The 26790-nt window shown below is 57.6% G+C and carries 27 protein-coding genes and 1 tRNA gene; 18 read left to right on the plus strand and 10 right to left on the minus strand.

The annotated features are described in order from the left end of the window. The first annotated feature begins 253 nt into the window (after positions 1-253). The 4 genes from D3871_RS16845 to D3871_RS16855 are packed head-to-tail and all read left to right on the plus strand — an operon-like array spanning position 254 to position 2779. Positions 254-691: a phage integrase N-terminal domain-containing protein gene (locus tag D3871_RS16845; RefSeq protein ID WP_119770279.1), complete on the plus strand. Its 438-nt coding sequence runs from the start codon at positions 254-256 to the stop codon at positions 689-691. After that, positions 688-1377, plus strand: a complete 690-nt coding sequence (locus D3871_RS16850) for a phage integrase N-terminal domain-containing protein (RefSeq protein ID WP_199724829.1) — start codon at positions 688-690, stop codon at positions 1375-1377. The genes D3871_RS16845 and D3871_RS16850 overlap by 4 nt, the downstream gene beginning before the upstream one ends. 15 nt (positions 1378-1392) lie before the next feature. Continuing rightward, the gene (locus D3871_RS31880; RefSeq protein ID WP_199724830.1) at positions 1393-1734 is read left to right on the plus strand and encodes a hypothetical protein; all 342 of its coding nucleotides are present in this window, start codon (positions 1393-1395) and stop codon (positions 1732-1734) included. Between the two features lie 22 nt (positions 1735-1756). Beyond that, positions 1757-2779, plus strand: a complete 1023-nt coding sequence (locus tag D3871_RS16855; RefSeq protein WP_119770280.1) for a tyrosine-type recombinase/integrase — start codon at positions 1757-1759, stop codon at positions 2777-2779. Between the two features lie 30 nt (positions 2780-2809). Here the strand turns inward: D3871_RS16855 and D3871_RS16860 are convergent. The 3 genes from D3871_RS16860 to pepN form a co-directional block, all read right to left on the minus strand. Next, positions 2810-2885, minus strand: a tRNA-Thr gene (locus tag D3871_RS16860). A 111-nt stretch (positions 2886-2996) separates the two neighbouring features. Next, positions 2997-3998 carry a class 1 fructose-bisphosphatase gene (locus D3871_RS16865; protein ID WP_119770281.1) on the minus strand — a complete coding sequence of 334 codons (1002 nt, stop codon included), beginning with the start codon at positions 3996-3998 and terminating at the stop codon, positions 2997-2999. Between the two features lie 104 nt (positions 3999-4102). Further along, a complete protein-coding gene (gene pepN, locus D3871_RS16870) occupies positions 4103-6778 on the minus strand; it encodes an aminopeptidase N (RefSeq protein ID WP_119770282.1) in 2676 nt (891 codons plus the stop codon). A gap of 79 nt (positions 6779-6857) precedes the next feature. On the opposite strand from pepN, the gene D3871_RS16875 reads away from it, so the two are divergent. Both D3871_RS16875 and D3871_RS16880 read left to right on the plus strand, forming a co-directional pair. After that, complete coding sequence (locus D3871_RS16875; protein WP_119770283.1) at positions 6858-7199, plus strand: hypothetical protein; 342 nt, start codon at positions 6858-6860, stop codon at positions 7197-7199. A 108-nt stretch (positions 7200-7307) separates the two neighbouring features. After that, positions 7308-7937, plus strand: a complete 630-nt coding sequence (locus D3871_RS16880; RefSeq protein ID WP_119770284.1) for a DUF4136 domain-containing protein — start codon at positions 7308-7310, stop codon at positions 7935-7937. A 39-nt stretch (positions 7938-7976) separates the two neighbouring features. Here D3871_RS16880 and D3871_RS16885 read toward each other — a convergent pair whose 3' ends face one another. The 6 genes from D3871_RS16885 to D3871_RS16905 all read right to left on the minus strand — a co-directional run bounded on the left by D3871_RS16885 (position 7977) and on the right by D3871_RS16905 (position 13262). Then, complete coding sequence (locus D3871_RS16885; protein ID WP_119770285.1) at positions 7977-9911, minus strand: DUF1631 family protein; 1935 nt, start codon at positions 9909-9911, stop codon at positions 7977-7979. 31 nt (positions 9912-9942) lie between these two features. Continuing rightward, the gene (locus D3871_RS30520) at positions 9943-10104 is read right to left on the minus strand and encodes a hypothetical protein (RefSeq protein WP_199724831.1); all 162 of its coding nucleotides are present in this window, start codon (positions 10102-10104) and stop codon (positions 9943-9945) included. Then, positions 10101-11075 (minus strand): quinone oxidoreductase family protein, encoded by a 975-nt coding sequence (locus tag D3871_RS16890; RefSeq protein ID WP_119770286.1) that lies wholly within the window; start codon positions 11073-11075, stop codon positions 10101-10103. Before D3871_RS16890 ends, D3871_RS30520 begins: the two co-directional genes overlap by 4 nt. A gap of 19 nt (positions 11076-11094) precedes the next feature. Next, the gene (locus tag D3871_RS16895) at positions 11095-11484 is read right to left on the minus strand and encodes a methylglyoxal synthase (RefSeq protein WP_119770287.1); all 390 of its coding nucleotides are present in this window, start codon (positions 11482-11484) and stop codon (positions 11095-11097) included. Positions 11485-11562: 78 nt separating this feature from the next. Beyond that, a complete protein-coding gene (locus D3871_RS16900) occupies positions 11563-12342 on the minus strand; it encodes an SDR family oxidoreductase (protein WP_119770288.1) in 780 nt (259 codons plus the stop codon). Between the two features lie 8 nt (positions 12343-12350). Next, positions 12351-13262 carry a DMT family transporter gene (locus tag D3871_RS16905; RefSeq protein WP_119770289.1) on the minus strand — a complete coding sequence of 304 codons (912 nt, stop codon included), beginning with the start codon at positions 13260-13262 and terminating at the stop codon, positions 12351-12353. Here D3871_RS16905 and D3871_RS30280 point away from each other — a divergent pair. Then, positions 13252-13413 (plus strand): hypothetical protein, encoded by a 162-nt coding sequence (locus D3871_RS30280; protein WP_158597962.1) that lies wholly within the window; start codon positions 13252-13254, stop codon positions 13411-13413. The two genes, D3871_RS16905 and D3871_RS30280, sit on opposite strands and share 11 nt — an antisense overlap. Here the strand turns inward: D3871_RS30280 and D3871_RS16910 are convergent. Then, the gene (locus D3871_RS16910; protein ID WP_119770290.1) at positions 13400-14968 is read right to left on the minus strand and encodes a helicase HerA-like C-terminal domain-containing protein; all 1569 of its coding nucleotides are present in this window, start codon (positions 14966-14968) and stop codon (positions 13400-13402) included. The genes D3871_RS30280 and D3871_RS16910 overlap by 14 nt on opposite strands. A gap of 150 nt (positions 14969-15118) precedes the next feature. Between D3871_RS16910 and D3871_RS16915 the strand changes: the two genes are divergently transcribed. The 11 genes from D3871_RS16915 to D3871_RS16965 all read left to right on the plus strand — a co-directional run bounded on the left by D3871_RS16915 (position 15119) and on the right by D3871_RS16965 (position 26323). After that, entirely contained in the window at positions 15119-15844 is a 726-nt protein-coding gene (locus D3871_RS16915) for a YebC/PmpR family DNA-binding transcriptional regulator (protein WP_119771398.1), read from the plus strand. Positions 15845-15954: 110 nt separating this feature from the next. Further along, the gene (purD, locus tag D3871_RS16920; RefSeq protein WP_119770291.1) at positions 15955-17229 is read left to right on the plus strand and encodes a phosphoribosylamine--glycine ligase; all 1275 of its coding nucleotides are present in this window, start codon (positions 15955-15957) and stop codon (positions 17227-17229) included. Positions 17230-17471: 242 nt separating this feature from the next. Continuing rightward, a complete protein-coding gene (gene hemF / locus D3871_RS16925; RefSeq protein ID WP_420799666.1) occupies positions 17472-18395 on the plus strand; it encodes an oxygen-dependent coproporphyrinogen oxidase in 924 nt (307 codons plus the stop codon). Next, positions 18386-19036 (plus strand): nicotinate-nucleotide adenylyltransferase, encoded by a 651-nt coding sequence (locus tag D3871_RS16930; RefSeq protein WP_119770292.1) that lies wholly within the window; start codon positions 18386-18388, stop codon positions 19034-19036. Before hemF ends, D3871_RS16930 begins: the two co-directional genes overlap by 10 nt. After that, positions 19036-19647: a ribosome silencing factor gene (gene rsfS, locus D3871_RS16935; protein ID WP_119770293.1), complete on the plus strand. Its 612-nt coding sequence runs from the start codon at positions 19036-19038 to the stop codon at positions 19645-19647. Before D3871_RS16930 ends, rsfS begins: the two co-directional genes overlap by 1 nt. 6 nt (positions 19648-19653) lie before the next feature. Further along, a complete protein-coding gene (rlmH, locus tag D3871_RS16940) occupies positions 19654-20124 on the plus strand; it encodes a 23S rRNA (pseudouridine(1915)-N(3))-methyltransferase RlmH (RefSeq protein ID WP_119770294.1) in 471 nt (156 codons plus the stop codon). A 12-nt stretch (positions 20125-20136) separates the two neighbouring features. Beyond that, on the plus strand, positions 20137-20769 hold the full coding sequence (locus D3871_RS16945) for a Maf family protein (RefSeq protein ID WP_119770295.1): 633 nt from the start codon (positions 20137-20139) through the stop codon (positions 20767-20769). Positions 20770-20977: 208 nt separating this feature from the next. Next, complete coding sequence (rng, locus tag D3871_RS16950) at positions 20978-22441, plus strand: ribonuclease G (protein WP_119770296.1); 1464 nt, start codon at positions 20978-20980, stop codon at positions 22439-22441. Between the two features lie 319 nt (positions 22442-22760). Next, positions 22761-23252: an EAL domain-containing protein gene (locus D3871_RS31700; protein WP_119770297.1), complete on the plus strand. Its 492-nt coding sequence runs from the start codon at positions 22761-22763 to the stop codon at positions 23250-23252. Positions 23253-23847: 595 nt separating this feature from the next. Further along, on the plus strand, positions 23848-25692 hold the full coding sequence (locus D3871_RS16960; protein WP_158597963.1) for an MEDS domain-containing protein: 1845 nt from the start codon (positions 23848-23850) through the stop codon (positions 25690-25692). Then, positions 25682-26323, plus strand: a complete 642-nt coding sequence (locus D3871_RS16965) for a response regulator (RefSeq protein WP_119770299.1) — start codon at positions 25682-25684, stop codon at positions 26321-26323. Before D3871_RS16960 ends, D3871_RS16965 begins: the two co-directional genes overlap by 11 nt. Positions 26324-26790 lie beyond the last annotated feature (467 nt).

A 26790-nucleotide genomic window follows, 5' to 3' on the forward strand; every position in this document is an offset into this window, starting at 1 on the left:
CTGGGTCAATGGTCCTTCACGTCTTGCAGTTCCAACAGGAACGGAGCGTGACGCTGATGGCGCGTGCAGCGCCGGCGGGCAGTTCCCTCTCTGCACAAACAGCCCTGGTGTGTCCTGCGCTCCCTTCGATTCCCACGTCGCTACGGCTCGTGGAAGGAGCAGAAACACTTAGCCAACGCAATCACGCCACCGTATCACCGCCGTATCCGAATTTGCCGTGCATTGATTGTTTTCTCTCTTTTGAATGGAGTAAATGATAAATGACCAACCTCCGAATGGACCTGTCTGGGCCGCTGTGCTCAATGGGCTAGCTGCTTCTTCGCATTCCGCCGTGATGCGTCCTGCGCAGAAAAAGTGCAAGTGCCCGCGCCTGCATCAGTTGGAACATGACATCCGCGAGATTTGCCGGCGCAATCCGCAAGGGCCGCAGGCAACGCAAGCGGACCGCCAGCGCACCCTGCTGATGTGCGCACGGCAGTGGTTCCGTCTCGGCGTGCACCGCAAGCGTGCCGTCAATCTCAACACTGACAACATACGCATGCTGGTGGATGCCTGGCATGCGGAACAGCTCTCCGCAGCGACCATGCGCAACCGGCTACTCTACCTGCGCTGGCTAGCACGCAAGATCGGCAAGCCGCACATCGTCGCACCATCGAATCGTGCGTATGGCGCAGGCAGGGGCGAAAAATGAGGCAGCTCAATTGGGAACTGAAGCAGCTGTGCCTGCACCATCCGGATGGGTCGTTCGCAACCCAACAGGATCGGGGGTGGACGTTCTCGATGGCAGCCGACGATCTCGACGAGATGGGCTATCAGCATCTGACATTGGGAGGCCTCAAGCCCGAGGCGCTGGCGGCGCACTGGCAAAGCGAGGGCCTGTCGACCGGCACGCTGAAAAACCGGATGGCGCATTTGCGCTGGCTGGCGGAAAAGATCGGCAAGCAAAACATCGTTGCCCGCAGCAATGAGGCGTACGGCATCGCGGACCGCGTGTATGTGACGAATGTTTCCAAGGCACGCGAGCTGACGAACGACCAGCTGAGCCGGGTCGCCGATTCCCATTGTGCGATGTCGCTGCAGCTGCAGGCGGCGTTCGGCCTGCGGCGCGAGGAAAGCCTCAAGATTCAACCAGGTTATGCGGACCAGGGCGATGTGCTGTTGCTGAAGGCGAGCTGGTGCAAGGGTGGCCGGCCGCGCGAGATTCCGATTCGCACTGAAGAACAACGACAGCTCCTGGACGCGGCCAAAGCACTGGCCGACGGCGGCAGCCTGATTCCGCCGGATCAGTCGTACAAGGCGCATTTGCGCCAGTTCCGCGCGCAATGCGAGCAAGCCGGCATCCACAAGGTGCATGGACACCGGCACCACTTTGCGTAGCAGCGCTACCGGGAATTGACCGGCTGGGAATTCCCGGCCCGTGGCTGTCCGACCGCCAGGCAATTGAGCGCCGAACAGAAACGGATCGATAAGGAAGCCCGTTTGACGATCTCCGCTGAACTGGGTCACGGGCGCGCCCAGATAGATTACCTCTATCTATCTGGGGCGATGATGCAGACCTTCGACCTGGAACAAGCCGCCGCCTTCCTCAGGATGCATCCGGAGGAAGTGCGCCGCCGCGCCAAGCTGGGGCTTTGCCCGGCGCGAAGCCGGGCAAAGCCTGGTTGTTTATTGAGGATGATCTTGTTGCCTATGTGCGTGCGCGCTATGCTGGTTCTTGGCAAGCGTTGCAGGTGACACCGAGAAAGGAGCTGGAACCATGTCACTCTACAAACGCGGAAGTATGTGGTGGATCGATTTCACCACGCCAAAAGGAGAGCGCGTTAGATGCTCTGCTGAAACCGAAGACAAGAAGCAACCGCAAGAGCTCCATGACAAGCTGAAAGCGGAATCATGGCGTGTCGCGAAGCTGGGTGAAATGCCCCGGCGCACGTGGGACGAAACCGCCTATGAATGGCTGATGGAAACCCAGCACAAGAAGACCCACAAGCAGGATGTGGCGACCCTGCGCTGGATCCAGCCGCATTTCAGGGGCAAGTATCTCGACGAGCTGACACGCGATGTGATCGCCAAGGTCGGTGCCCTGAAACGGCAGACGCGCACTGCGGCCACCGCAAACCGTGTGCTTGCGCTGATCCGTTCCATCCTGCGCAAGGCGACGCTGGATTGGGAATGGATCGACAGACCGCCGGTCGTCAAGCTGTATCGCGAACCGAAGCGGCGTGTGCGCTACCTGACACCGGAGCAGGCGAACATCCTGCTCCAGGAACTGCCGGAACACCTGGCAGACATGGTGCGGTTTTCATTGGCAACAGGGTTACGACGCGCGAATGTCACGAAACTGGAATGGTCGCAAGTGGATCTGACGCGGCGCGTCGCCTGGATCCACGCCGACCAGGCCAAGGCGGGACGATCGATTCACGTCACGCTCAACGCCACGGCGATGGAAGTGCTGACCAAGCAGATCGGCAAGCACCGCAAAGCGGCGTTCACCTACAAGGAAAAGCCGGTCACACAGGTCAATACGAAGGCGTGGTACAAGGCGTTGCAGCGTGCCGGGATCGAGGATTTCCGCTGGTACGATTTGCGGCATACCTGGGCGAGCTGGCTGACGCAACAGGGCGTGCCGCTGAACGCGATTCAGGAAATGGGCGCGTGGGAATCGTCGGAGATGGTGAAGCGCTATGCGCACCTGGCGCCGGAACAGTTTGCGCAACATGCCCGGGTCGTGGACGTACTGCTCAATGGCGCAACGGCGGCACAAAAACAAAATGCGGATTAGCAGCTTGTGACCGCTAACCCGCATGGATATTGGTGCTGATGAGAGGAGTCGAACCTCCGACCTACTGATTACGAATCAGTTGCTCTACCAACTGAGCTACATCAGCGATGACGCGTATTCTAGCAAAAGAATTTCATGTCCCGCTAGGCGCCTAAGTCACCGGCTATGAGCCTAAATCGATTCACTAAGTCCGTAGCCGATAACAACCATCGGCTGCTTACTCCGCGTGATACCCCGTCACCCTTTCCACTTCACTCTTCGACCCCAAAAACACCGCCACCCGCTCATGCAGTTTAGTCGGCTGAATATCCATGATCCGCTGCTTGCCATTAGTCGCCGCACCGCCTGCCTGTTCAACGAGAAATGCCATCGGATTCGCTTCATACATCAGGCGCAGCTTACCTGGCTTGTCCGGTTCACGCGCATCGGCGGGATACATGAAGACGCCGCCGCGATTGAGGATGCGATGCACGTCGGCGACCATTGAAGCGATCCAGCGCATGTTGAAGTTTTTGCCGCGCGGACCGGTGTCGCCGGCTTGCAGTTCGTCGATGTAGCGCTTGACCGGCGGATACCAGTGCCGGGCGTTGGACGCGTTGATTGCGTATTCCTTGGTTTCGACTGGGATTTGCATGTCGCGCTGGGTGAGGACCCAGGAGCCCATTTCGCGGTCAAGCGTGAAGCAGTTGACGCCGTCGCCGGTGGTGAGTACGAGGACGGTTTGTGGGCCGTAGACCGCATAGCCGGCGGCGACCTGCTTGCTGCCCGGTTGCAGGAAGTCTTGTTCGGTCGGGTCTTTCATGCCTTCCGGTGCCTTCAGTACCGAGAAGATGGTGCCGATCGAGACGTTGACGTCGATGTTGCTGGAGCCGTCGAGCGGATCGAACAGCAGCATGTATTCGCCCTTGGGATAGCGGTTGGGGATCGGGTGGATGGTCTCCATTTCTTCCGATGCCATGGCCGCGAGGTGGCCGCCCCATTCGTTGGCTTCGAGCAGGATTTCATTGGACAGCACGTCGAGCTTCTTTTGCACTTCGCCCTGGATGTTTTCGCTGCCGGCGCTGCCGAGGACTTCGCCCAGTGCGCCCTTGCTCACCGCATGGCTGATCGTTTTACAGGCGCGTGCGACGACTTCGATCAGTAGCCGCAATTCGGCGGGGATGCTGTTGTGCAGGCGCTGTTCTTCGACCAGGTATTGCGTAAGGCTTACTCGTTTCATTGGCGTTCCATTAGTAATGATTATGGGAAGGTGCGATGTATGTTTGCGCCGTCTGCGGCGACGACGCCTTGATATGGTTGTTTAGCGGTCCTGTGTGTCCCGGCTTATTCGGCCAGCGACTTGGTAACGACCTCCAGCACGTCCTTGGAAAGCGCACCCGCCGATGCCACGCGTAGCAGCGCGGCGCGCATTTTTTCCTGTAGCGCCGGTGCGTACTTGCGCCAGCGATCCATGGTGCGCGCCAACCGCGCGGCCACTTGAGGGTTGATGGCATTGAGTGCGATCACCTGGTCGGCCCAGAATTCGTAGCCACTGCCGTCCACCGCATGGAATTGCGCAGGATTGCCGTTGCAGAAACTGAAGATCAGGCTGCGTGCGCGATTCGGGTTCTTGAGCGTGAAGGCGGGATGCTTCATCAGTTCGCGCACGGTTGCGACATCGGTGTTGCGCGCCATGGCCTGCAATGAAAACCACTTGTCGATCACCAGTGCTTCGTGCTCGAACTCTTCAAAGAAGTGTGCGAGTGCGGCATCCCTGCCGGGCGCCGTGCTGTTGACCAGGACCGACAGCGCAGCGATGCGGTCGGTCATGTTGTTGGCGTTGTCGTACTGGTTTTGTGCGAGACGGTGCGCGTCGGCATCGTCGATCTCCAGCACGTAGGACAGGGCGAGGTTTTTCAGGCCGCGCTTGCCGGTCGACACTGGATCGGGACTATAGGTGCCGGGCGTGCGGTTGGACTGGTATGCCACCAGCCAATCGACCTTCAAAGTGGATGCGAGGGCGCGGCGCAGGAATACGCGGACCGCGTGGATTGCATGCGGATCGATGACGTCCATCTGTTCGGCCACCACAGTCTCAGAGGGCAGCGTCAGCGCGAGTTCGCAGAATGCCGGATCGAGCGTGGTGTCTCTTAGCGTGGCACGGAAAGCATTGCCGAGCGCGCCTTCATCGAGCTGCGCATTGCTTAACGCGTGGTCGCCCTGCACCGCCGCCGACAACGCGAGCATGCGACGCATCGCAAGCCGCTGGCCTGCTTCCCAGCGATTGAAGGCATCGCTATCGTTCGCCATCAGGAATGCGAGTTCGGCATCCGCATACTCCACGTCCAGCACCACCGGTGCGGAGAAATTGCGCAGGATGGAGGGCACCGGCGGTTCCGCCACACTCGTGAACACGAAGGTCTGGCTTTGTTCTTTCAGTTCAAGCACCAAGGTCGTCTGTGCAGAACCGTTATCGGCATTGTCCTGGCCTTCCAGCGTCAAAGGCATGTCACGGCCGTTTCTATCGAGCAGACCAACCGCTACCGGAATGTGGAATGACTGTTTCTTCGCATGTTCTGGTGTGGGCGGACAGGATTGCGTCAATGTGATCGAATAGGTCCTGATACCGGCGTCGTACTGCATGTCGGCCTTGATGTGCGGTGTGCCGGCCTGGCTGTACCAGAGTTCGAACTGGCTCAGGTCGCGATCGTTGGCATCGGCCATCGCTGCGCGGAAATCGTCGCAGGTCACCGCCTGTCCGTCATGGCGCTGGAAGTACAGGTCCATACCCTTGCGGAAGCCGTCGCGGCCGAGCAGGGTCTGGTACATGCGGACGACTTCGGATCCTTTTTCGTAGATCGTGACTGTGTAGAAATTATTGATCTCGACGTAGGAATCGGGACGCACCGGGTGCGCCATCGGGCCGGCATCTTCCGGAAACTGAGCCTGGCGCAGGACGCGCACATCCTCGATGCGCTTGACCGCGCGGCCGCTCTCGGTCCCAATCAGGTCGGCGGAAAATTCCTGGTCGCGGAATACCGTCAGGCCTTCCTTGAGCGACAGCTGAAACCAGTCGCGGCAGGTGACGCGGTTGCCGGTCCAGTTGTGGAAATATTCATGGCCAACGACGGATTCGATGCCGGCATAGTCGGTGTCGGTCGCGATGCGCGGATTGGCCAGCACATACTTGGTGTTGAAGATGTTGAGGCCCTTGTTTTCCATCGCGCCCATGTTGAAGTCGCCGACGGCGACGATCATGAAGCGGTCAAGGTCAAGCTCCAGGCCGAAACGTTCCACATCCCAGCGTATGCTGTTCTCCAGCGAATCCATCGCATGCTGGGTCTTGTCGAGATTACCTTCTTCGACCCATACCTGCAGCAGCACTTCACGGCCCGACTGCAGTTTGTATTTTTCTTCCTGGCAGACAAGCTGGCCGGCGACCAGCGCAAACAAATAGGATGGCTTCTTGAATGGATCTTCCCATACTGCATAGTGGCGGCCGTCGCCGAGATCGCCTTCCTCGACCAGGTTGCCGTTGGACAGCAGCACCGGATAGCGTGACTTGTCGGCTCGCAACATGACGGTGTACTTCGCCATCACGTCGGGCCGGTCAGGGAAGAAGGTGATCTTGCGGAAACCCTCTGCCTCGCACTGAGTAAAGAAATTACCGTTGGACGTGTACAAGCCCATCAGCGAAGTGTTCTGATTGGGATGCGTCGCAGTTTCGATCTCCAGCGTGACCTGCTCCGGCGCGTTGTGGATTTCGAGCACACCATTGGTAAGCGTATAGCCACGCTTGCCGACTTCCTTGCCGTTCATGCGCAGTTGAACCAGTTCGAGGCTGTCGCCGAACAGCACCAGGCTCTTGTTGCGGCTGTCGGGATTGCGCCGCATCGTGAGACGGGTCGCGACGCGGGTCAGATCGGGATCGAGATCGAAGCCCATTTCGACGGTATCGACCCGGTAGGTCGGCGGCGTGTAATCCTTGCGATAAATCGTAAGAGGAGTGTCGGTACGCATAAGTAGGAAGTAGGTCTGTTTCGCGAGATAATGGTGCAATGTGCCATTTTACCAACCAACAGGTCTGGAGCCTATCCTGATGAAATCATCCTTTGCGCTTTTCGTAGTTGCCATTTCTGCATTATTGACCGGCTGCACGCAGGAACAGCAGAACCAGATCAGCCGATCGGTGCAGAACTGGACAGGCACCAACGGCGTGCTGGAGTTCTATGCGGGCGATAAACTAATGCGCCGTTTCATCCGCATCGACAAGATGACGACCGCCTCCGGCACCGACGACGGCCGCGCTCGTTCCTACCGCTTCGGTTATGGCGTGCTCGATGAAAACCTCAACATGATCGCCGACCCGGGCGAGAAAAAAGTGTATTTCGAGGTCAGCGACTTTGGCTCGAACTATATCTTTTTCGAAAATCCGCGCTAGCAGACAATTGAAAAACCCGGCAGGCGGCTTACAAAAAATTACGGAATTTTTACCCACCTTGCCTAATCTGAATTTCTATAGAGAGACATTGCCATACCGGAGAAAGTCATGAAGCGATGGCTAATAACCTACCTGCTGGCATTATCGACGCTGCTGCTGGGCGGTTGCGCCAGCAGTACCATTAAAAGCAACGTCACGGCTTTTCATGAATGGCCTGAAACGTTGCCGAGCAAGGCGTATGTGTTTGAACGGACCAAGGAACAGAATGACAGCCTGGAATACCGTAACTATGAAAACCTGGTCCGTACCGAACTAGGCCGCCTGGGCTTCATGGAAGCCCCTGCAGCGACCAAGCCGACACTAAAGGCATCGCTGAATTACAGCATCTCCGGGCGCGATGTGCGCGAAGTCTATCCGGTAATCCTCAATCCCCATTGGTACGGTCCGCCATGGCGTGGCTATTACAGCCCATTCCACGGGCCGTTCTACGACCCATTCTGGTTCTCGCCGCCAATTGTCGAGCATCGTGTATCGCAATATCAACTCTTTACGCGCCAATTGCGCATTGCCCTGTCGCAGATGGCCGACGGCAAGAAACTGTATGAAACGACCGTCATGAGCGAAGGTACGAACCCTTCCCTGGCCGCGATCATGCCCTACATGGTGCGCAGCGCCTTTGCGGATTTTCCCGGCAAGAACGGCGTCCCGCATCTGGTGGAACTCAAAGTGGAGAAGTAAGCGCTATAAATCCGCGCAAGTTGTCGCTTGCGCCGGGCATTACTTGATCCCCAGATCTTGCAGCGCGTCGTCGAACGCGCGACCGATCAAGGTATTGCTTGCAATGGCATTGGCGCGGTTGGCATGCAGCGCCTGAGCCAGCGCTTCATCGCTGAGCGTAAACAAGACTTCAGTGGCCGGTACGACAAAGATGAATCGGCCGCGTTGCGGGCTTATCCATAACAGCCGGCAATTGACCCGTGTGCCGTTGTTGCGCACGAATTCCATCCAGCTTTTGGGACCGAGCCGATCCAGCAGCGGCGTAAAGCCGACCAGTGCTGCCTGCTGCTGTTCGCGTGCCCGACGCGTAAGCTGATGCTCGCTTGCCTTTTGCACCGTATTCATACGCAGTTCCAGCTTCTGGCGCGGCGACGAGGCGATCGGCGCGCGCATGGTGCCGGCATGCCGCTCGGCCAGATCTGTGAAAAATGCATCGCGCTCCGGACCGTTCCACTTGATCACATTGAGCCAGGCATTGAGCATCGCCAGCATATTCGGCAAGCGACTGACCAGATCCTTGCGCGCGTCGAGCTCGCTTTTCGGCTGCACGCTCCAGACCAGTTCGTCCATGACGTTCAGAACCATGGGCAGCACATCCGGCTTGGTGTTTCGCGCCCCATGTCCGAATGCGAGCACGCGCGTCCATTGCCCAAGCAGAAAGTCCTCCAGAAATGCTGGAACTTCGCCGTTTTCTATTCTTTCAAACACATCGGCCCGCGCCAACGCATGTGCATGGGATTGCTCTTCTTCGCGCACCGCCTGCTCGCATTGCGCAGCAAGCTTGGGCTGCACGCGTCGGTGGAACTGTTCCACCGTTGCCTTGAGCTCCTTGCCCAATGCCTCGAATGTCGATTGTTCTGGAATGGCTGTGCCAGCAAGCGCGGCAACCGCTGTTTCTGTGCGCGTAACGATACTTTCCAGCATGCGATACAGCAGGTGGCCGGGCGCGGCTGTCGCGTCATCGCCCAGGCCGGCATCCATGATTTCCTGCAATAGCCGTCTGACCGCATGGTTCTCATTTAAAATGAAGGCGGTATCGACAAGCGCGAGTCGGGTCAAGGGGTCGCGCATGCGGAAGAGCAGCTTACGCACACGCTCCGGAATGGCTTCGTTGCGCAAGAGATGCACGCACATACGCTCCATCAAAGCCGTCACGCGCGCATCAATGATGTTGAGTACGCCTTCCGGGGCAAGCCAGGCACGCAGCCGGACATCGATGGACGGGGTCGCCATATCAATGTCGACGATACGTTTGCGATAAGTGGTTTCAAGGTCCGGCAACACGCCCCTGGACACCAATTCATCGTTCAGTTCCTGCCAGATAGTGTCGAGCGAAAGAAAAACTTCCGGACGCATTTGCTGCATGACGATACGATGGGCCTCGCCGCCATGGTCGAACTTAAGCCAGGCGGCAGAGACACCGCATAAAAAAATTTCCGAACGAAACGGATTTTGCGCAATGCCGATGGCATCCGAATCCAGCCAGCTGGCAATACGCAGGCTGAGCGCCGTCAGGCTATCGCGATGGAATGCATCCAGTGCCTGACTCAGGTTGTCGAGCAAGACCCGCGATTCCATTGCTTCAAAATTCAGCAGGGATAAATCCATCGCACCGCTCGCAACAGGCGCCATGCCGTGGTCGGCGGTCGATTGCGCAGCCTGCAGGAGCGACTCTTGCAGGCATTCGGCAACAAACTTGTGAAAGGTGGCGCGATGAGCATCCAGATTGACTGCCGCATGCCTGCAGGCGATGGCTGCATTGCCTTCGAGTACGGATGTGTGTGCGGCAAGCGCATTGCTTAACCGCACGGAAAATTCATCCAGTTGTGCCACGCTTAGTCGCAAAGCGGCAAACGCCAGCGCATGCAGCAGCGCGACACGGTTGGCTGGGACCGCGTGCATCGGATTCGCGCGGCTGGAAGTTGGATCATTCATGGCGTGCGCGATCAACCGGCGTAATGCGGGCTCAGGAATACATCGCTTCCGAGGCCAGCGTGATCGCCACCACCAGCAGCACCGCGCCGATCAGAACCAGCAGCAGGCGGCCGAATTTCGGCGTGCCTTCAGCGCCCGTCGGCTGTTCGTCGGGATGGTTCATCGGATTGTCATGCGGATCATTCGGTTTCATGGCACGAGGATGGTGGAACCGGTGGTCTTGCGCGCTTCCAGATCGCGGTGCGCCTGCGCTACATCCTTGAGTGCATAGCGCTGATTGATGTCGATCTTGATCTTGCGGCTTTCCAGCATCCTGAACAGATCGGCTGCCATATCTTCGAGGTCGTTGCGCTTGGCCGTGTGCGTAAACAGGGTAGGCCGTGTGACGAACAGCGAGCCGCGCGATGCCAGTTCATTCAGGCCGAACGGCGGAACGGGACCCGACGCACTGCCGAAGCTCACCAGCATGCCCAACGGCGACAGGCAATCGAGCGAACCGATGAAGGTGTCATTGCCGATCGAGTCATACACCACCGGCACGCCCTTGCCACCCGTAATCTCCTTGACCCGTTCGACGAAATTTTCGGTGTTGTAGTTGATCGTATGCGTGCAGCCGTGCGCCTTCGCCAGCGCCGCCTTTTCATCGGAACCGACGGTACCGATCATGGTGACGCCGATCGCGCGCGCCCATTGGCAGGCGATCAGGCCGACGCCGCCGGCGGCCGCATGGAACAGGATGGTTTCGCCGCCGCGCAATGGGAACGTCCGGCGGAACAGGTATTGCACGGTGAGTCCCTGCAGCATCATCGCGGCGCCAGTCTCGAAATCGATGGACTCGGGCAGTTTCACCAGTATCGACGCCGGCATCACGCGCGCTTCCGCATACGCGCCGGTGGGTCGTCCCGCATAGGCGACGCGATCGCCCGGTTTGAGGTGCTTGACGCCTTCGCCCACGGCTTCGACCACGCCCGCGCCTTCCATGCCGAGGCCGGCCGGCAGCGGCTGGGGATAGGCGCCGGTACGGAAATACACGTCGATATAATTCAGGCCGCACGCCGCCTGGCGCACGCGCGCTTCGCCGGGACCGGGATCGCCTACCTCGACGTCGACATATTCCATGACTTCCGGACCCCCGACGGAATTGATACGAATCGCCTTGACCATGTTTGCTCCAGTTATCGAGTTAGTTGTGATGATGATGATGCGGAACGATCTGCGACAGCAGCATCCTGGCAGAAGTGACGTTGGTTGCGCACGGGATGTTATGCACGTCGCAGGCGCGCACCAGCGCATTGATATCAGGCTCGTGCGGCTGCGGCGTCATCGGATCGCGCAGAAAGATCACGCAATCGATTTTGCCCTCGACCAGTTCGGCGCCGATCTGCAAATCGCCGCCGACGGGCCCGGAATGCTTGCGCTCAACGGTCAGACCGACTTCGTCATGCAAACGCTTGCCTGTGGTGCCGGTGGCGACCAGGATGCACTGCCTGAGCAGATCGGCATACTCGGACGCCAGTTGGACCATGTCGTCTTTCTTCTTGTCATGTGCAATCAGTGCGATACGTTTTTTCACTGCTTCCTCTATCTATGGAAAACTCGTTGTCGAAAGTGGCCAAGCTTCGATGGTACACATCGGATGCGAGCATTAACACTAAAACGTACCTGGATAGTTTCCGCCATCCAGCAACACATTCTGTCCGGTCATGTATCCGGCATGCACACTGCACAGGAATGCACAAACCGCGCCAAATTCTGCCGGATTGCCGAAGCGTTGCGCCGGTATCTGCTGGCTGCGGGCTGCCATCACCTCGTCCATGCCCTTGCCCGATGCGGCGGCAGCCGCGCCCAGCGTCTTTTTCAGGCGGTCGGTGTCGAACTGGCCCGGAAGCAAATTGTTGATGGTCACATTATGACTGACGGTCTTGCGCGCAATGCCGGCGACAAAGCCGGTCAGGCCGGAACGCGCGCCATTGGACAGTCCAAGGACGTCGATCGGCGCCTTGACCGCGCTGGACGTGATATTGACGATACGCCCAAAGCGGCGCGCTATCATGCCGTCGACCGTCGCCTTGATCAATTCGATCGGCGTCAGCATGTTGGCGTCCAGCGCGGCGATCCAGTCGTCGCGCTCCCATTTGCGAAAATCGCCGGGCGGCGGCCCGCCGGCATTGTTGATCAGGATATCCGGCTGCGGGCAGGCGGCCAGTGCTCTTGCCCTGCCTTCCGGCGTCGTGATATCGCACGCGACCGCATTCACGGTCACCCCGGTCTTTTGCCGGATTTCCGCCGCGGTGGCTTCCAGGGTTTCCACGGTGCGCGCCACCAGTGTGACATGCACGCCCTCGCCCGCAAGCGCTTCCGCGCAACCGCGTCCCAGTCCCTTGCTGGCGCCGCATACCAGCGCATGTTTGCCTGCAATACCAAAGTCCATGATTTCTCCTATGCGCGTTTTTTCGATAATAAATAAATTCCGGTCAGCACCAGTGCCGTGCCCGCAAGCTGTATGCCCGTTATTGGTTCGCCAAGGATCAGCGCACCCAGGAAGAGCGTTGAAACCGGTCCTATCATTCCGGCTTGCGAAGTCGTCGGCGCGCCGATACGCGACACTGCCACCATGGTCATGAATACGGGAAATACGGTACAGAATACAGCGTTGAACAAAGACAAGCCGTAGACCTCCATCGGTTGCACCAGCATCGAAGCCGGCCGCAGCAGAAAGAACTGCGCGATGCAGGCCACGCTTGAGACGCACATGGCGTATGCAACCAGTCGGATCGAACCGACGCGCCGCACCATTTCGCCGGACATCAGCAGGTATACCGCATAAGTGAAGGCGCTGCCGAGTACGAAAACGCTGCCCAGCACAACATTCGATCCGCCCAGCCGCACATCGTGCAAGAACACCAGCACCGTGCCCAGGTACGCGGTGCCAAGCGCCAGCCATTCGAGGCCGGTAATGCGCTTCTTGAGAAAGGCTACTGACAGCAATAGTACAAAGGATGGCGTCAGAAACAGGATCAGGCGCTCAAGGCCGGCGGAGATATGTTCGAGGCCGAGGAAATCCAGAAAGCTCGACAGGTAATAACCGAGCAAGCCCATCAGCACGATGCGGACCCACTCGCCGTTCGTAAGAGACGGCTCGGTACGGGATTTCCAGATCGCGACCGCGACGAAAAATGGCATCGAAAACATCATGCGAAACGCTAACAGCGTGACTGCATCGATGTTGTGACGATAGAGCAGCTTGGCAACGATCGCCTTGGCCGAGAACAGAACCGCTCCCGCGATGGCGATCGCCAGGCCGATCAAGAAAGCGCGACGATCCGGTGCGGAAAAGGAAGTGGAAGGCATTCCGCAATTTTACGCCGTGCGGAATTTTCTTACCTGCAGCGAAAAAGACCTTCGCCGGTTTTATGAAAAAACTCCGGATGGCAGCGCCGCATTCGACGCAGGCAAAGATATGCAATCCGAAGGTGAAGCGTTTCGCACTATCGCTTCATGATGGAACCGAGCACGCCGCGAATGATTTCGCGACCGACCTGCGATCCAATGCTGCGCGCGGCCGATTTCGCCATTGCTTCGACCATCGTATCCTTGCGTCGGCCAACGCCACCGCTGCCGAACAGGCCGCCCATGGCATCGCGCACCGAATCACCGAACGATGAGCCGCCTTCCTGCGGAGCAGGTTCCGCATCTTGCCGTGATGCAGCTGTGGCGGACGAGGATGCACGCCCACGTTTGGCGGGCTGTACTTCTTCCTTGTCCCGCATCTGCGTGGCGACGCGACCTTTCAGTTTTTCATAGGCCGATTTGCGGTCTACCGATTTTTCATAGACGCCGGCAATGATGGAGCTGGCGATGAACTCATCGCGTTCAACATCGGTAATCGGCCCGATCTGCGATGCCGGCGGTATGATGAATGCACGTTCGACGATGTTAGGACGGCCTTTTTCGTCGAGGAAAGAAACCAGCGCTTCACCAACCCCCAGTTCGGTAATGACTTGCGCGGTATCCAGTTTGGGATTCGGGCGGAAGGTTTCAGCCGCGGTCTGCACCGCTTTCTGATCACGCGGCGTATAGGCGCGCAAAGCATGCTGGACGCGATTGCCGAGCTGGCCGAGCACCGTGTCCGGGATATCCAGCGGGTTCTGGGTGACGAAATACACGCCGACGCCCTTGGAGCGGATCAGGCGGACCACCTGCTCGATCTTTTGCAGTAGCGGCTTGGGCGCTTCATCGAACAGCAGATGGGCTTCGTCAAAGAAAAACACCAGTTTCGGCTTTTCCAGATCGCCCACTTCCGGCAGGTGCTCAAACAGTTCGGCCAGCATCCATAGCAGGAAAATCGCGTACAGACGCGGTGAATGCAGCAACTTGTCCGCCGCCAGGATGTTGACGACGCCCTTGCCACGCGCATCGGTCTGCATGAAATCGTCGATGTTGAGCATGGGTTCGCCGAAGAAGCGGTCGCCGCCCTGTTCATCGATGGCGATCAGGCCGCGCTGGATTGCGCCGATGCTGGCCGCCGAGATATTGCCGTATTCGGTCTGGATTTCGGCGGCGTTTTCGCCGACATGCTGGAGCATGGCTCGCAAATCTTTCAAATCGAGCAACAGCAATCCATGGTCGTCGGCGACCTTGAATACCAGTTGCAGGACGCCTTGCTGTACCTCGTTCAGGTTCAACATGCGCGACAGCAGCAGCGGTCCCAGGTCGGATACGGTGGCGCGCACCGGATGGCCTTTTTCGCCAAACACGTCCCAGAACGTGACCGGGCAGGCGGCCCAGGCGTGTTCTTCCAGCGTCAGCAGGTCCAGCCTTTCCTTGATCCGTGGCGTTGCCGAACCCGGCTTGGCCAGGCCCGACAGATCGCCCTTGACATCGGCCATGAAGACCGGCACCCCGATGTCCGACAGCGCCTGCGCCAAGGCCTGCAGCGTTACTGTCTTGCCGGTTCCGGTCGCACCGGTGATACACCCGTGGCGGTTGGCCAGACTGGGCAACAAGGCAAGGTCGATATCCTGGTGTTTGGCGATCAGCAAGGGTTTGATGGGCATGTGGGACTGTCCTTCAGGGAAATTTCACCGGGGGTGGTATGGTAAAATTGTAGATTGGTTTTCGGCTTGGCACTTGATTATTTTGGCGACGGATGCGCGCCGATGCATTGCGCCCTGCCCTCCCTCGTTCACTTCCAAGAAAGATTTGCCATGGCTGGACACAGTAAATGGGCCAATATCAAACATAAAAAAGCCGCGACCGATGCGAAGCGCGGCAAGATCTGGACACGCCTGATCAAGGAAATCACGGTCGCGGCCCGCCTGGGCGGCGGCGATATCGCCGCCAATCCCCGCCTGCGCCTGGCTGTCGACAAGGCGGCTGACGCCAACATGCCAAAAGATAACGTCAATCGCGCAATCCAGCGCGGTACCGGCGGTCTGGATGGCGCCAACTATGAAGAAATCCGCTACGAAGGCTATGGCATCAACGGTGCAGCCATCATCGTCGATTGCATGACTGACAACCGGGTGCGCACCGTGGCCGAGGTACGCCATGCATTTTCCAAGTTCGGCGGCAACATGGGGACCGAAGGTTCGGTCGCCTTCATGTTCAAGCATTGCGGCCAGCTGTTTTTCGCGCCGGGCACCAATGAAGACGCCTTGATGGAAGCCGCGCTGGAAGCCGGCGCCGAAGATGTACTGACCGACGACGAAGGCGGTATCGAAGTGATCACGCCGCCGCACGATTTCTCCGCAGTCAAGGATGCGCTGGAAAAAGCGGGTTTCAAAGCCGAAATGGCCGAAATCCTCATGAAGCCGGCAACCGAAACCGTCTTTGCCGGCGACGACGCGGTAAAAATGCAGAAATTGCTGGACGCGCTGGAAAACCTCGACGATGTGCAAGAGGTCTATACCAACGCCATTATCGAAGAGTGACGCGAAAAGTAACGCGAATGGTAACGATATCCGGCTTTATCTGCCATGGCGGCGACGCATGACCTGCACGCCGCCCTGCAGGCAATATTCAATAACGCAATAAGATTCTCATGAAAATTCTGGTAGTCGGTTCAGGCGGCCGCGAACATGCCCTGGCTTGGAAGCTTGCACAATCCGAGAGGATACAAATGGTTTATGTGGCGCCGGGCAACGGCGGCACTTCCCTCGATCCACGCCTGCAAAATGTCGACATCTCGGACCCGGTATGGCTTGCGCAGTTTGCGATCAAGGAACATATCGCGCTGACAGTCGTGGGTCCGGAGGTTCCGCTCGCGGCGGGCATCGTCAATATTTTCCGCGAACAGGGCCTGAAGATTTTCGGGCCGACGAAGGAAGCCGCCCAACTCGAAAGCTCGAAGGATTTCGCCAAGTCCTTCATGAAACGGCATCGCATTCCGACCGCCGATTACCAGACGTTTTCGGATCCGCAGGCGGCACGCAAGTACATCAACCAGAAAGGCGCTCCCATCGTCATCAAGGCTGACGGCCTGGCTGCCGGCAAGGGCGTGGTTGTCGCGATGACCGTCGATGAAGCGCATGCCGCAGTCGACATGATGCTGTCCGATAACAAACTGGGCGATGCCGGCGCACGCGTGGTGATTGAAGAGTTTCTCGACGGCGAGGAAGCCAGCTTTATCGTCATGGTCGATGGCAAGCATGTGCTGCCGCTGGCGACTAGCCAGGATCACAAGCGCCTGAAAGACAATGATGAAGGTCCGAATACCGGCGGCATGGGTGCGTATTCCCCGGCGCCGATCGTGACGCCGTCGCTGCACGCGCGCATCATGCGCGAAATCATCAACCCGACGGTACTGGGCATGAGCAAGGATGGCATTCCCTTCACCGGCTTCTTGTATGCCGGCCTGATGATCGATGACAAGGGCAATCCGAAAACGCTGGAATTCAATTGCCGCATGGGCGATCCGGAAACCCAGCCCATCATGGCGCGCCTGAAGACCGACCTGGTGACCGTGATGGAACATGCGGTCAACGGCACGCTCGACGAAGTCGAACTGGAATGGGACCGCCGCACCGCATTGGGTGTCGTGATGGCCGCCGCCGGCTATCCCGATGCGCCGCGCAAGGGCGATGCAATTACCGGCATCCCGGCCGAAAACCCGGAATGCGTGACTTTCCATGCGGGCACGACGATGGCCGACGGCAAGCTGATCACTTCGGGCGGACGCGTGCTATGCGTCGTCGGTCTTGGCGACAATGTCAAAATGGCACAGAAGCATGCCTATGACGCGGTGGAACAGATCCATTTTGACGGCGCTCAACTCCGTCGCGATATCGGCTGGCGCGCATTGAAGCGCCACGGATAAGTCTGCATCAACACGGGTCTGACGATACGGCACGGCCATCCCGAGGATGACCGTGCCGCTGTTTTCTTTCAGCGTCGCGTTTCGCCGCTGCATATGTCCGGGCATGAGGCTGGGTAGTTGCTAACGCGCCCGACCGGATTGTCAAAGCGACCCGTACAGCCGCTTTCATGCGCGCTTATCCGCCATAAGTGTTAAAACAAGACTGCGCCCAGCGCGAGCACATAACGAACAAACACAAGATCGTGACAACATCCCTTACTTCGGCCGACGTCAAAACCTACCTGCTCGACCTGCAGGCGCGCATCGTCGCCGCCATCGAGCAAGTCGACGGAAAGTCCTTTCTCATGGACCAGTGGCAACGTCCGCATGGCGAAGGGCCGATCGCCGGCGGCGGCATTTCCCGCATTCTCGAAGAAGGCAATGTGATCGAACGCGGCGGTGTCGGTTTTTCGCATGTGAGCGGCACCGCCTTGCCGCCGAGCGCCGCCGCGAACCGGCCGGAGCTGGCCGGGCGCGCGTGGGAAGCGATGGGCGTGTCGCTCGTGCTGCATCCACGCAATCCCTATGCGCCGACCGTGCATATGAATGTCCGGTTTTTCATCGCCAGCGCCGAAGGCAAGGAGCCGGTATGGTGGTTCGGCGGCGGCATGGATCTGACCCCCTATTACGGCGATGAAAGCGATGTCCGTCACTTCCATCAAAGCTGCCGCGACGCGCTGGCCCCCTTCGGAGACGATTTGCATCCGCGCTTCAAGAAATGGTGCGACGATTACTTTTATCTCAAGCATCGCAAGGAGCCGCGCGGCGTGGGCGGGATTTTCTTCGATGACTTCCATGAACTCGGTCTCGAACAGAGTTTTGCCATGATGAAAAACGTCGGCGACCGCTTCATCGATGCCTATATTCCCATCCTGGCCAAACACAAGGACACGCCCTATGGCGAACGCGAGCGCGACTTCCAGGCATACCGTCGCGGACGGTATGTGGAATTCAATCTGGTTTTCGATCGCGGCACTCTGTTCGGCCTGCAGTCTGGAGGACGGACCGAGTCCATCCTGATGTCGATGCCGCCCATCGTGAAATGGCGCTATGACTGGACACCGGAAACAGGTACGCCGGAAGCGGCGCTGTACTCCGATTTTCTGGTGCCGCGCGAATGGGTATAAACCGCTGCATCGCATTGCTGGGAGGCAGCTTCGACCCGGTACATAACGGCCATGTGGCGTTGGGAAACTTTTTCTCCACTCTGCTCGCTCCGGATGAGCTGCGCTTGCTGCCGGCGGGTAATCCATGGCAAAAATCGGCATTACGTGCAACGCCTGCACAGCGCATCGATATGCTGCGCATCGCCTTTGCACATCTTTCCGTTCCGCTGATCATCGACGAACAGGAAATCCGGCGCCAGACGCCGACCTATACGATAGACACGCTGCAGACATTGCGTGCAGAACTCGGTCCGGACGTGTCGATCGCCTTTCTGATCGGCGCTGACCAGTTGCAGCAGCTGCATACCTGGAAAGAATGGCAGTCGCTGTTCGACCATGCGCATATTTGCGCCGCCTCGCGTCCCGGCTTCGACATGGCGCAATTGGCGCCGGAAGTTGCGCGCGCCTTTTCACGCCGGCTTGCGAGCGCAGAACAGATTCGCACGACGCCGCATGGTTTAGCCTACTTGGCCTCCACGCTTGCATACGATATTTCAGCCACGCAAATTCGTTCAGCACTTCAACATGGCGAGCCCGTCCACGCGCTCGTTCCAGCCGGGGTGCTAGACTATCTCCAACAACATCATCTTTATACAAGCTAATGGACATCAAAAAACTGCAATCCACCGTAATCGACGCCCTTGAGGACGTCAAGGCCCAGGACATCCGGGTCTACGACACGATCCATCTGACGAGCATGTTCGACCGCCTCGCTATCGCCTCCGGCACCTCCAATCGACAAACCAAGGCCCTGGCCGCATCGGTACGCGACAAGGTCAAGGAAAAAGGCGGCCATATCGTCAGTATCGAAGGTGAAGACACCGGCGAATGGGTACTGGTCGACCTCGGCGACATGGTGGTACACATCATGCAGCCGGCCATCCGCGAGTATTACCGTCTTGAAGAAATCTGGGGCGACAAGGAAGTCAAGTTCGGCGCAGCCAAACGTATTTCCAAGCGTACTGCTTCCGAAGACATGGCAGAAGAAGCGCCGAAGAAGCGTTCGCGCCACCTGGTCGCAAGCCAGACGACGGTCGACGACGAACCCAAGAAACCGGCCCGCAAGACCGCCGTCAAGAAAACAGCCGCCAAAACCGCGTCCACCAGGACACCGAAGGCGCCTACCGGCAAGACTGTAAAAGTCGCCGCCACCAAGACTGCCGCACCGCGCAAAACGGCGGCCAAACGCAGTACCAAGAAAGCGGCAGAATAAGTCGTCATGCAGCTTGTCATAGCGGCGGTCGGGCACAAGATGCCGGGCTGGATCGAAGACGGCTTTGCCGAATACGCCAAGCGTATGCCGCCGGAATGCCGTATCCAGCTCAAGGAAATAAAGCCGGTCGAGCGCTCCGGCAGCAAGACTGCCGAAACCGTGATGGCGCTGGAACGCGCCAAGATCGAAGCGGCGATTCCAAAGGCATCGCGCATTGTCGCTCTGGACGAGCGCGGCAAGGACATTACGACGATGCAACTGTCGCGACTTCTAACGGAGTGGCAACAAGACGGCCGGGATGTTACATTCGTGATAGGCGGTGCCGACGGGCTCGATGCCGGCCTGAAGGCTTCGGCCGACATGCTGGTCAGGATATCGAGCCTGACCCTGCCGCACGGGATGGTGCGCGTGCTCCTCGCGGAGCAACTGTATCGCGCATGGTCCATCACCCAGAATCATCCGTATCACCGAGTATAAGAATACTGCGTCATGAAACCAGCAGACTACAAGATTTACCTCGCATCCAAGAGCCCGCGCCGTCGCGAGCTGCTGCGCCAGATCGGCGTCGAATTCGAATTGCTGCTTCTGCGCGACGCCGCGCCGCGCGGCCCGGAAGTCAACGAAGACGTGCATCCAGGTGAAAAGGCGGAAGACTATGTCGTGCGCGTCACGCGCGCAAAAGCGGAATTCGCCGCCAAGATGATGATGATGCGCCGGCTGCCGATTCGCCCGGTGATGGCGGCCGATACCACGGTGGTCATCGACGGCCGCATCCTCGGCAAACCCGCCGACCAGGCCGACGCGATGGACATGCTGCGTGCGCTCTCCGGCCGCACGCACCAGGTATTGACCAGCGTCGCCCTGCACCGTGACGAAGACAACTGGCAGACGCTGCAAACGTCCGAAGTGCGTTTTGCGCCGATATCGGAAGACATGATCCGCGCCTACTGCGCGACGTCTGAGCCTTATGACAAGGCCGGCGGCTACGGCATACAGGGGTTGGCTTCGGTATTCATCGCGCATATTGCGGGCAGCTATACAGGCATCATGGGCTTGCCGCTGCATGAAACGGCAAGCCTGCTGAATCAGGCAGGCATACCGGTACTGGGACCGGTCCGCTGAACGGATGTTTGATGCGTTCATTCCAAAACGCGTGGCGGTAGCCCCGTTGCGCAAGCAACAGACGACACTATTGCTACCTGGCGCCGCACGTTTTGGAATGCATTCATAACACGAACCATGTCGATCGCACGGCCATGGCTGCATGCCGGCCTATCGCTACGCGCTTGCCAGGTTCGCTTGTAACCTCTGAATATCGGCTGACAGGTCCATGAGCGAAGACATCCTCATCAATATCACTCCCCAGGAAACACGGGTCGCCCTGATTCTCCAGGGAGCGGTGCAGGAACTCCATATCGAGCGCACGCTGTCGCGCGGCATGGCGGGCAATATCTATCTCGGCAAGGTGGTTCGGGTGCTGCCCGGCATGCAGTCGGCGTTCATCGACATCGGGCTCGAACGCGCGGCCTTCCTGCATGTCGCCGATATCTGGGAAGCGCGGCCGCACGACAACTCGAATACGCCGGCCACCCCCATCGAAAAGCTTTTGTACGATGGCCAGGCGATCATGGTGCAGGTCATCAAAGATCCGATCGGCACCAAGGGTGCGCGCCTGTCGACGCAAATTTCTATCGCCGGTCGCATGCTGGTCTACCTGCCGCAGGATTCGCATATCGGCATTTCGCAGCGCATCGAAAAGGAAGCCGAGCGCGAGCAGCTGAAAAGCCGTGTGCAAAAACTGCTGCCGGCGGAAGAAAAAGGCGGTTTCATTATCCGCACCATGGCCGAGGAAGCATCGGAGTCCGACCTGCAGATGGACGTCGATTACCTGCGCAAGACCTGGGCCACGATTACGCAACAAGCGAAGACCCGGCCCGCGCCGAATCTGCTGTATCAGGATCTGAATCTGGCTCAGCGCGTGCTGCGCGATTTCGTCAATGACGAAACCGCGACGATACAGATCGACTCGCGCGAAAATTTCCAGATGCTGCAGCAATTCGGCAATACCTATACGCCGTCTGTGCTGTCCAAGCTCGTACACTACACCGGCGAACGGCCGCTCTTCGATTTGTACGGCGTGGAGGAAGAAATCCAGCGCGCGCTCGGACGGCGCGTCGACCTGAAATCAGGCGGCTACCTGATCGTCGATCAGACCGAGGCGATGACCACGATCGATGTCAATACCGGTAGCTACGTCAACGGCCGCAATTTCGATGACACGATCTTCAAGACCAACCTGGAAGCCGCGCATGCGATCGCGCGCCAGCTGCGTTTGCGCAATCTGGGCGGCATCATCATCCTCGACTTCATCGACATGGAGAATACCGAGCACCGCAGCGCGGTGCTGGCCGAATTGAACAAGGCGTTGTCGCGCGACCGCACCAAGGTATCGGTCTCGAATTTCTCTGCCCTCGGGCTGGTCGAAATGACGCGCAAGCGCACTCGCGAATCGCTGGCGCATATCCTGTGCGAAGTCTGCCCCGCCTGCTCCGGCAAGGGGCAGGTGAAGACTGCGCGCACCATATGCTACGAGATCCTGCGTGAACTGCTACGCGAAGCAAAGCAGTTCAACCCGCGTGAATTCCGCATCCTCGCATCCCAGGTCGTGGTCGACATGTTTCTGGAAGAAGAGTCACAGCATCTGGCAATGCTGGGCGATTTCATTGGCAAGCCGATTTCACTGCAAGTGGAGAACCTCTATCATCAGGAGCAGTACGACATCATTCTGATGTAGGAAATTACTCTTTATTTTTCAATGATTTACATTACGCCCGACCGCAATTTTTGGTGGCACCTACAAACCTAACTACACATTTTTGATGGGGCTGTCGTGAGACGGGGTAGGAAGCCATTGCCCCCGACTCGTTCAATTCCAGCTGCTGAGTATTCGCATCAACACTGGCGTGTCGATCCCACTCACCACCATTTACTGCGACTTTTACCGTCAGAAGATTAGTACCTTTTCGGAAGAAGAAAAGTTGCGCTTTTGGTAGTCATTGAGTCAGTATCACGAGTGGAGTAAGCAAGGCATCCGTATCCCGTAGGCCGTCAATCTGTCGGTACGCAATCTGAATGAACCGGACCTTTCTGAAAGTCTGATTTCTCTTCTCAAGACCTGGGACGCGGAATCGGACTGGCTAGGGATAGAGGTTACTGAAAGCAGCGTGATGCAAGACCCGGAGAAATCAATTTCCGAGCTTGATCTTCTGATGAACAGAGGATTTCGGTTTTTTATCGATGACTTCGGGGTGGGGTATTCCTCGCTAAGACACTTGATGCAATGGCCGGTTGACGTGATCAAGATCGACCACAGATTCACTAGTTCCTGCGGTTGGGAACGGGGGCCTGCTGGGGGCCGAATCACGGGTTCTCGAAGCGCCTCGTCTGCCGCCAATATTGGTATCACGCAGATCACAACCTCTACATCTTTGCCATCGAAAGCACGCGACGATCAATTCGTACTCACTAAGGCTTTGTCGGAAAAGTATGGATTGAAAATCAGACGGAGTGGATTGAGGATATGGCACACGACTATACGTTCTTGAGAAGGCAAGGTGCCCACGCGTGTGGACTTGAATGCGGCTATCCCCGCCCGTTTCATATGGTTCGGGCGATGTGGAGCAGCATGGACTTGGCGTAATCGAATTTTTATAGTGTCCAGAAACGCCAGCAGGATGCGCAACTGTGGAGGCTCGCGAATGCTGTAGGCATTCTGGTTGCCTTGCCGTTTCGACGCCTCGAACAGGAGGAGGCAATGCGTCGTATAGCGCAGCACGATGAGCTTACGGGACTGGCGAATCGAGTATATTTTCGGGAGATGGTGGAGAGCGCATGCAGAAAGACTGCCGAGGCGCATTGGACGAGCATTCCGCTACTGCGGCTGCGTTAACGTTGAAACCCGAAAAGACAAAAGGCGTTCCCCCATAAAACCGGGACTCCACCAAGAGATATGCGGATTTCAGTAAAGCCTTAGGATGAATTCTTATAAGACCACGTTAAAGGGCAAATATCTATTCGACCCAGAATACTGACTCTGGTGATAAGATTTCTGTAGAGCGACCAAGCTGATGTAGAATTTAACACTACCAAATCATCATTCTTTTGTACCAACAAAGGTTGTTCCGTACCTTCCCAATGCATATGGATGACCTTCCGGATAAAAATACATGTAAACACATCGTTCAGTTTTATGCGAATGAGGACCATCTTCTAGATTCCGTTTCCGCATTTATTGGCAGTGGTCTTTTGACCGGCGATCTCGCTATTCTTATTGCCACTGAGCCGCATCTTGCCGCTCTCCGCCAGCGCCTAAAAAAAGAAGTTGGCGAGTCTGCGGCCAGCATGCTTCACGACCAAAGGCACTGTCTTTTTCTTGATGCAGACAAGGTGCTGCCAAGCATACTGATTGATGGCTGGCCAGATCAGCAACGATTCAATGAAGTCATCGGCCATTTAATAAACTCCTTTAGCGCTGGCGCCGACAGGCACGTACGTGCGTTCGGTGAAATGGTGGCCTTGCTGTGCGAGCAAGGAAAACACGATGCGGCCATTCGTGTTGAAGAGTTATGGAACGGATTGGCCAAACATTATTCCTTTACACTGCTTTGTGGTTATCCCTTAAGCGTGTTTCCAGCTGACCAACATACCCGCGCCATCAATGACATTTGCCATTTGCACTCGCGTGTATGCCCAGCCGAAGCAGAGTACGGCGAATGCGTGACAGAGGAAGGCCACCTGACACTCGTCAGGTTACAGCATCAAACTTATGCGCTCAAGGCCGAGGCAGAACGGCGGAAAAGGGCTGAAGAAGCACTTCGCGATCATGAACGTCTACTGATCCAGCGAACGGACGCGCTGACGCAGGCAAATGTGCAGCTCAAGGATGAGGTGGAAAAGCGCAAGCGCAGCGAGAAAGAGCTGCTGCACACGCAGTACGTACTTACCCATGCCCAAAGCGTTGCGCATCTTGGAAGCTGGGAAATCGATGCTACTACCGCAGAGCTTACTTGCTCGGACGAGTTCTATCGGATATGTGGATTGGAACCGCAATCACGAAAGCTCGATCTGGAGTTCTCACTGAGTATCGTGCATCCTGATGACCAACAAGCAACACGAGCCGCCGTGGCAGCGACCAGGAAGCATGGACTACCGTATAACATCGAAAAAAGAATTATCCGGCCCGATGGCTCTGTGCGTTATGTGCTCAGCAAGGGCCATCCTGTCTACAATGAGAAACAAGAGCTCGTCACGATGATTGGCTCGTTTATGGACATTACTGAACGCAAGCTGGCTGAGCGGGCATTACAGCAATCACACGACGATTTGAGGCGTCTGACAGCACACCAGCAAAAACTCAAGGAAGAGGAGCGAAAACGCATTGCACGGGAAATTCATGACGAGTTGGGCGGCGTGCTTACCGGGCTGAAGGCCTACCTGACTGTCGCAATTCAGAACGCCGAAGACGCCGGCATGGCGCCTGACAAGCTTCTCATTGAGGCCTCCCATTTCATCGATGGCGCGGTTGAATCAGTCCGTCGGATTATTTCCGACTTGCGTCCTAGCGTACTTGATCAGCTCGGCGTCTGGGCAGCCATCGAGTGGTACGCGGACCGCATCGCTACACAAACCGGACTGTCATGCCAATGCATGATTACCAGAACGGCGGCTGACATCGAGCTTGATACAGAGCGAAGCACGATGCTGTTTCGCATCGTTCAGGAAGCGCTGACCAATGTCATTCGCCATGCAAACGCATCAGAAGTCAGAATTGGCGTCGGGTACCAGGACAATTGCATTATCATAGAAGTGGAAGACGACGGAAAAGGAATCGATACCGATAATTTTCCGCAAAGGGAATCATGGGGTATTCGCGGTATGTATGAACGGGTCAGGTACTTCGGTGGCGAATTCGTCATTACCGGAATGCCGGGACAGGGGACCATCCTGATGCTTAAGCTACCATTGCAAAGTCCCCATGTCTGTTAAGAAGATCCGAATCCTGCTGGTGGACGACCATACCGTTGCTCGCAGCGGCGTGCGCCTGATGCTCAACTCGGCACATGATATTGAAGTGGTTGCCGAAGCCGAGGATGCGCATACCGCATTGCGGATTGCGCAGACCAACGGCTTTGATGTCGCGCTGGTAGATATTGCGTTACCAGACAAGAATGGACTCGAACTACTCAGGCTGCTACGTGCCGAACATAAAAAGCTGGCCGTCTTGGTGTTGAGCATGTACTCGGAAGAGGTCTATGCACTGCGCGCGTTTAAACTCGGTGCCTCCGGTTATTTGTCGAAGACAAGCCCGGCGGCGGTCCTCGAAACAGCCATTCGTAAGGCTGCTGCGGGAAGCCGATATATCAGTCCTACCATTGCCGAAAAGTTTGTCAGCATGATCAGCGGCGAAGCTCTTACTTCCTTCGAAGCACTCTCTGATCGTGAACTAGAAGTATTGAAATTGATTGCGTCCGGCGAAAGCCTTGTCCGGATCGCCGACACGCTCCATCTCAGTGCAAGCACGGTCACTACTTACCGTCGACGAATCTTGGAAAAGATTGGACTAAGTACGAATTCAGAAATGGCGCAATACGCCCGTCAGAATGGCCTTCTGATGTGATCAGAGGCTTAGGGCCCGTCCAGGAATGAGGTGTGCATTTTGGTGGTCGTAGCGGGATGCGATGCAAGGCGCCCGACGCGCCGCAGTGCGAGCACTGCCAGCGGCGGGTAACGCCGCAGCGCGCCCGCTACGGCCACCACAAATGTGCAACTTATTCCTGGACGGGCCCTTAGTGTATCCAGACTGATTAAAGAGGCGCATTGTCGCAGCATCATTTTCAACGGTAATGCAGCTGCTTTGAGCGACGAATCCCGCGCCCTTATGCGGGATTTAGGCGGACCTATGCGGCCGTGAACCTTGTCTCCCTAAAAATGTGACCCATACGCTCCGGACTCGCACAATCGGTGTGTAACCTCATCACCTATCAAACACTCCAAAGTCCGTGGGTCGTCGGCGCGCATGCCAATTTTGCCCCGCATCTTTCAGTACGCAAGGACTCACGGCGGCGGCGCAGTTCGTTTGAAACC

This window comes from Noviherbaspirillum saxi (assembly GCF_003591035.1).
GTDB lineage: Bacteria > Pseudomonadota > Gammaproteobacteria > Burkholderiales > Burkholderiaceae_D > Noviherbaspirillum > Noviherbaspirillum saxi.

Coding starts and splice junctions, on each gene's coding strand:
- D3871_RS16890 (WP_119770286.1), bottom strand. CDS start 11,075: ATGGTCAAGGCGATTCGTATCAATTCCGTCGGGGGTCCGGAAGTCATG.
- D3871_RS16865 (WP_119770281.1), bottom strand. CDS start 3,998: ATGAAACGAGTAAGCCTTACGCAATACCTGGTCGAAGAACAGCGCCTG.
- D3871_RS16900 (WP_119770288.1), bottom strand. CDS start 12,342: ATGGACTTTGGTATTGCAGGCAAACATGCGCTGGTATGCGGCGCCAGC.
- D3871_RS16875 (WP_119770283.1), top strand. CDS start 6,858: ATGAAATCATCCTTTGCGCTTTTCGTAGTTGCCATTTCTGCATTATTG.
- D3871_RS16960 (WP_158597963.1), top strand. CDS start 23,848: ATGGATGACCTTCCGGATAAAAATACATGTAAACACATCGTTCAGTTT.
- purD (WP_119770291.1), top strand. CDS start 15,955: ATGAAAATTCTGGTAGTCGGTTCAGGCGGCCGCGAACATGCCCTGGCT.
- D3871_RS16855 (WP_119770280.1), top strand. CDS start 1,757: ATGTCACTCTACAAACGCGGAAGTATGTGGTGGATCGATTTCACCACG.
- D3871_RS16965 (WP_119770299.1), top strand. CDS start 25,682: ATGTCTGTTAAGAAGATCCGAATCCTGCTGGTGGACGACCATACCGTT.
- rsfS (WP_119770293.1), top strand. CDS start 19,036: ATGGACATCAAAAAACTGCAATCCACCGTAATCGACGCCCTTGAGGAC.
- D3871_RS16930 (WP_119770292.1), top strand. CDS start 18,386: ATGGGTATAAACCGCTGCATCGCATTGCTGGGAGGCAGCTTCGACCCG.
- rlmH (WP_119770294.1), top strand. CDS start 19,654: ATGCAGCTTGTCATAGCGGCGGTCGGGCACAAGATGCCGGGCTGGATC.
- D3871_RS16885 (WP_119770285.1), bottom strand. CDS start 9,911: ATGAATGATCCAACTTCCAGCCGCGCGAATCCGATGCACGCGGTCCCA.
- D3871_RS16945 (WP_119770295.1), top strand. CDS start 20,137: ATGAAACCAGCAGACTACAAGATTTACCTCGCATCCAAGAGCCCGCGC.
- D3871_RS16915 (WP_119771398.1), top strand. CDS start 15,119: ATGGCTGGACACAGTAAATGGGCCAATATCAAACATAAAAAAGCCGCG.
- D3871_RS16880 (WP_119770284.1), top strand. CDS start 7,308: ATGAAGCGATGGCTAATAACCTACCTGCTGGCATTATCGACGCTGCTG.
- D3871_RS16845 (WP_119770279.1), top strand. CDS start 254: ATGATAAATGACCAACCTCCGAATGGACCTGTCTGGGCCGCTGTGCTC.
- D3871_RS16905 (WP_119770289.1), bottom strand. CDS start 13,262: ATGCCTTCCACTTCCTTTTCCGCACCGGATCGTCGCGCTTTCTTGATC.
- pepN (WP_119770282.1), bottom strand. CDS start 6,778: ATGCGTACCGACACTCCTCTTACGATTTATCGCAAGGATTACACGCCG.
- rng (WP_119770296.1), top strand. CDS start 20,978: ATGAGCGAAGACATCCTCATCAATATCACTCCCCAGGAAACACGGGTC.
- D3871_RS16850 (WP_199724829.1), top strand. CDS start 688: ATGAGGCAGCTCAATTGGGAACTGAAGCAGCTGTGCCTGCACCATCCG.
- D3871_RS30520 (WP_199724831.1), bottom strand. CDS start 10,104: ATGAAACCGAATGATCCGCATGACAATCCGATGAACCATCCCGACGAA.
- D3871_RS16910 (WP_119770290.1), bottom strand. CDS start 14,968: ATGCCCATCAAACCCTTGCTGATCGCCAAACACCAGGATATCGACCTT.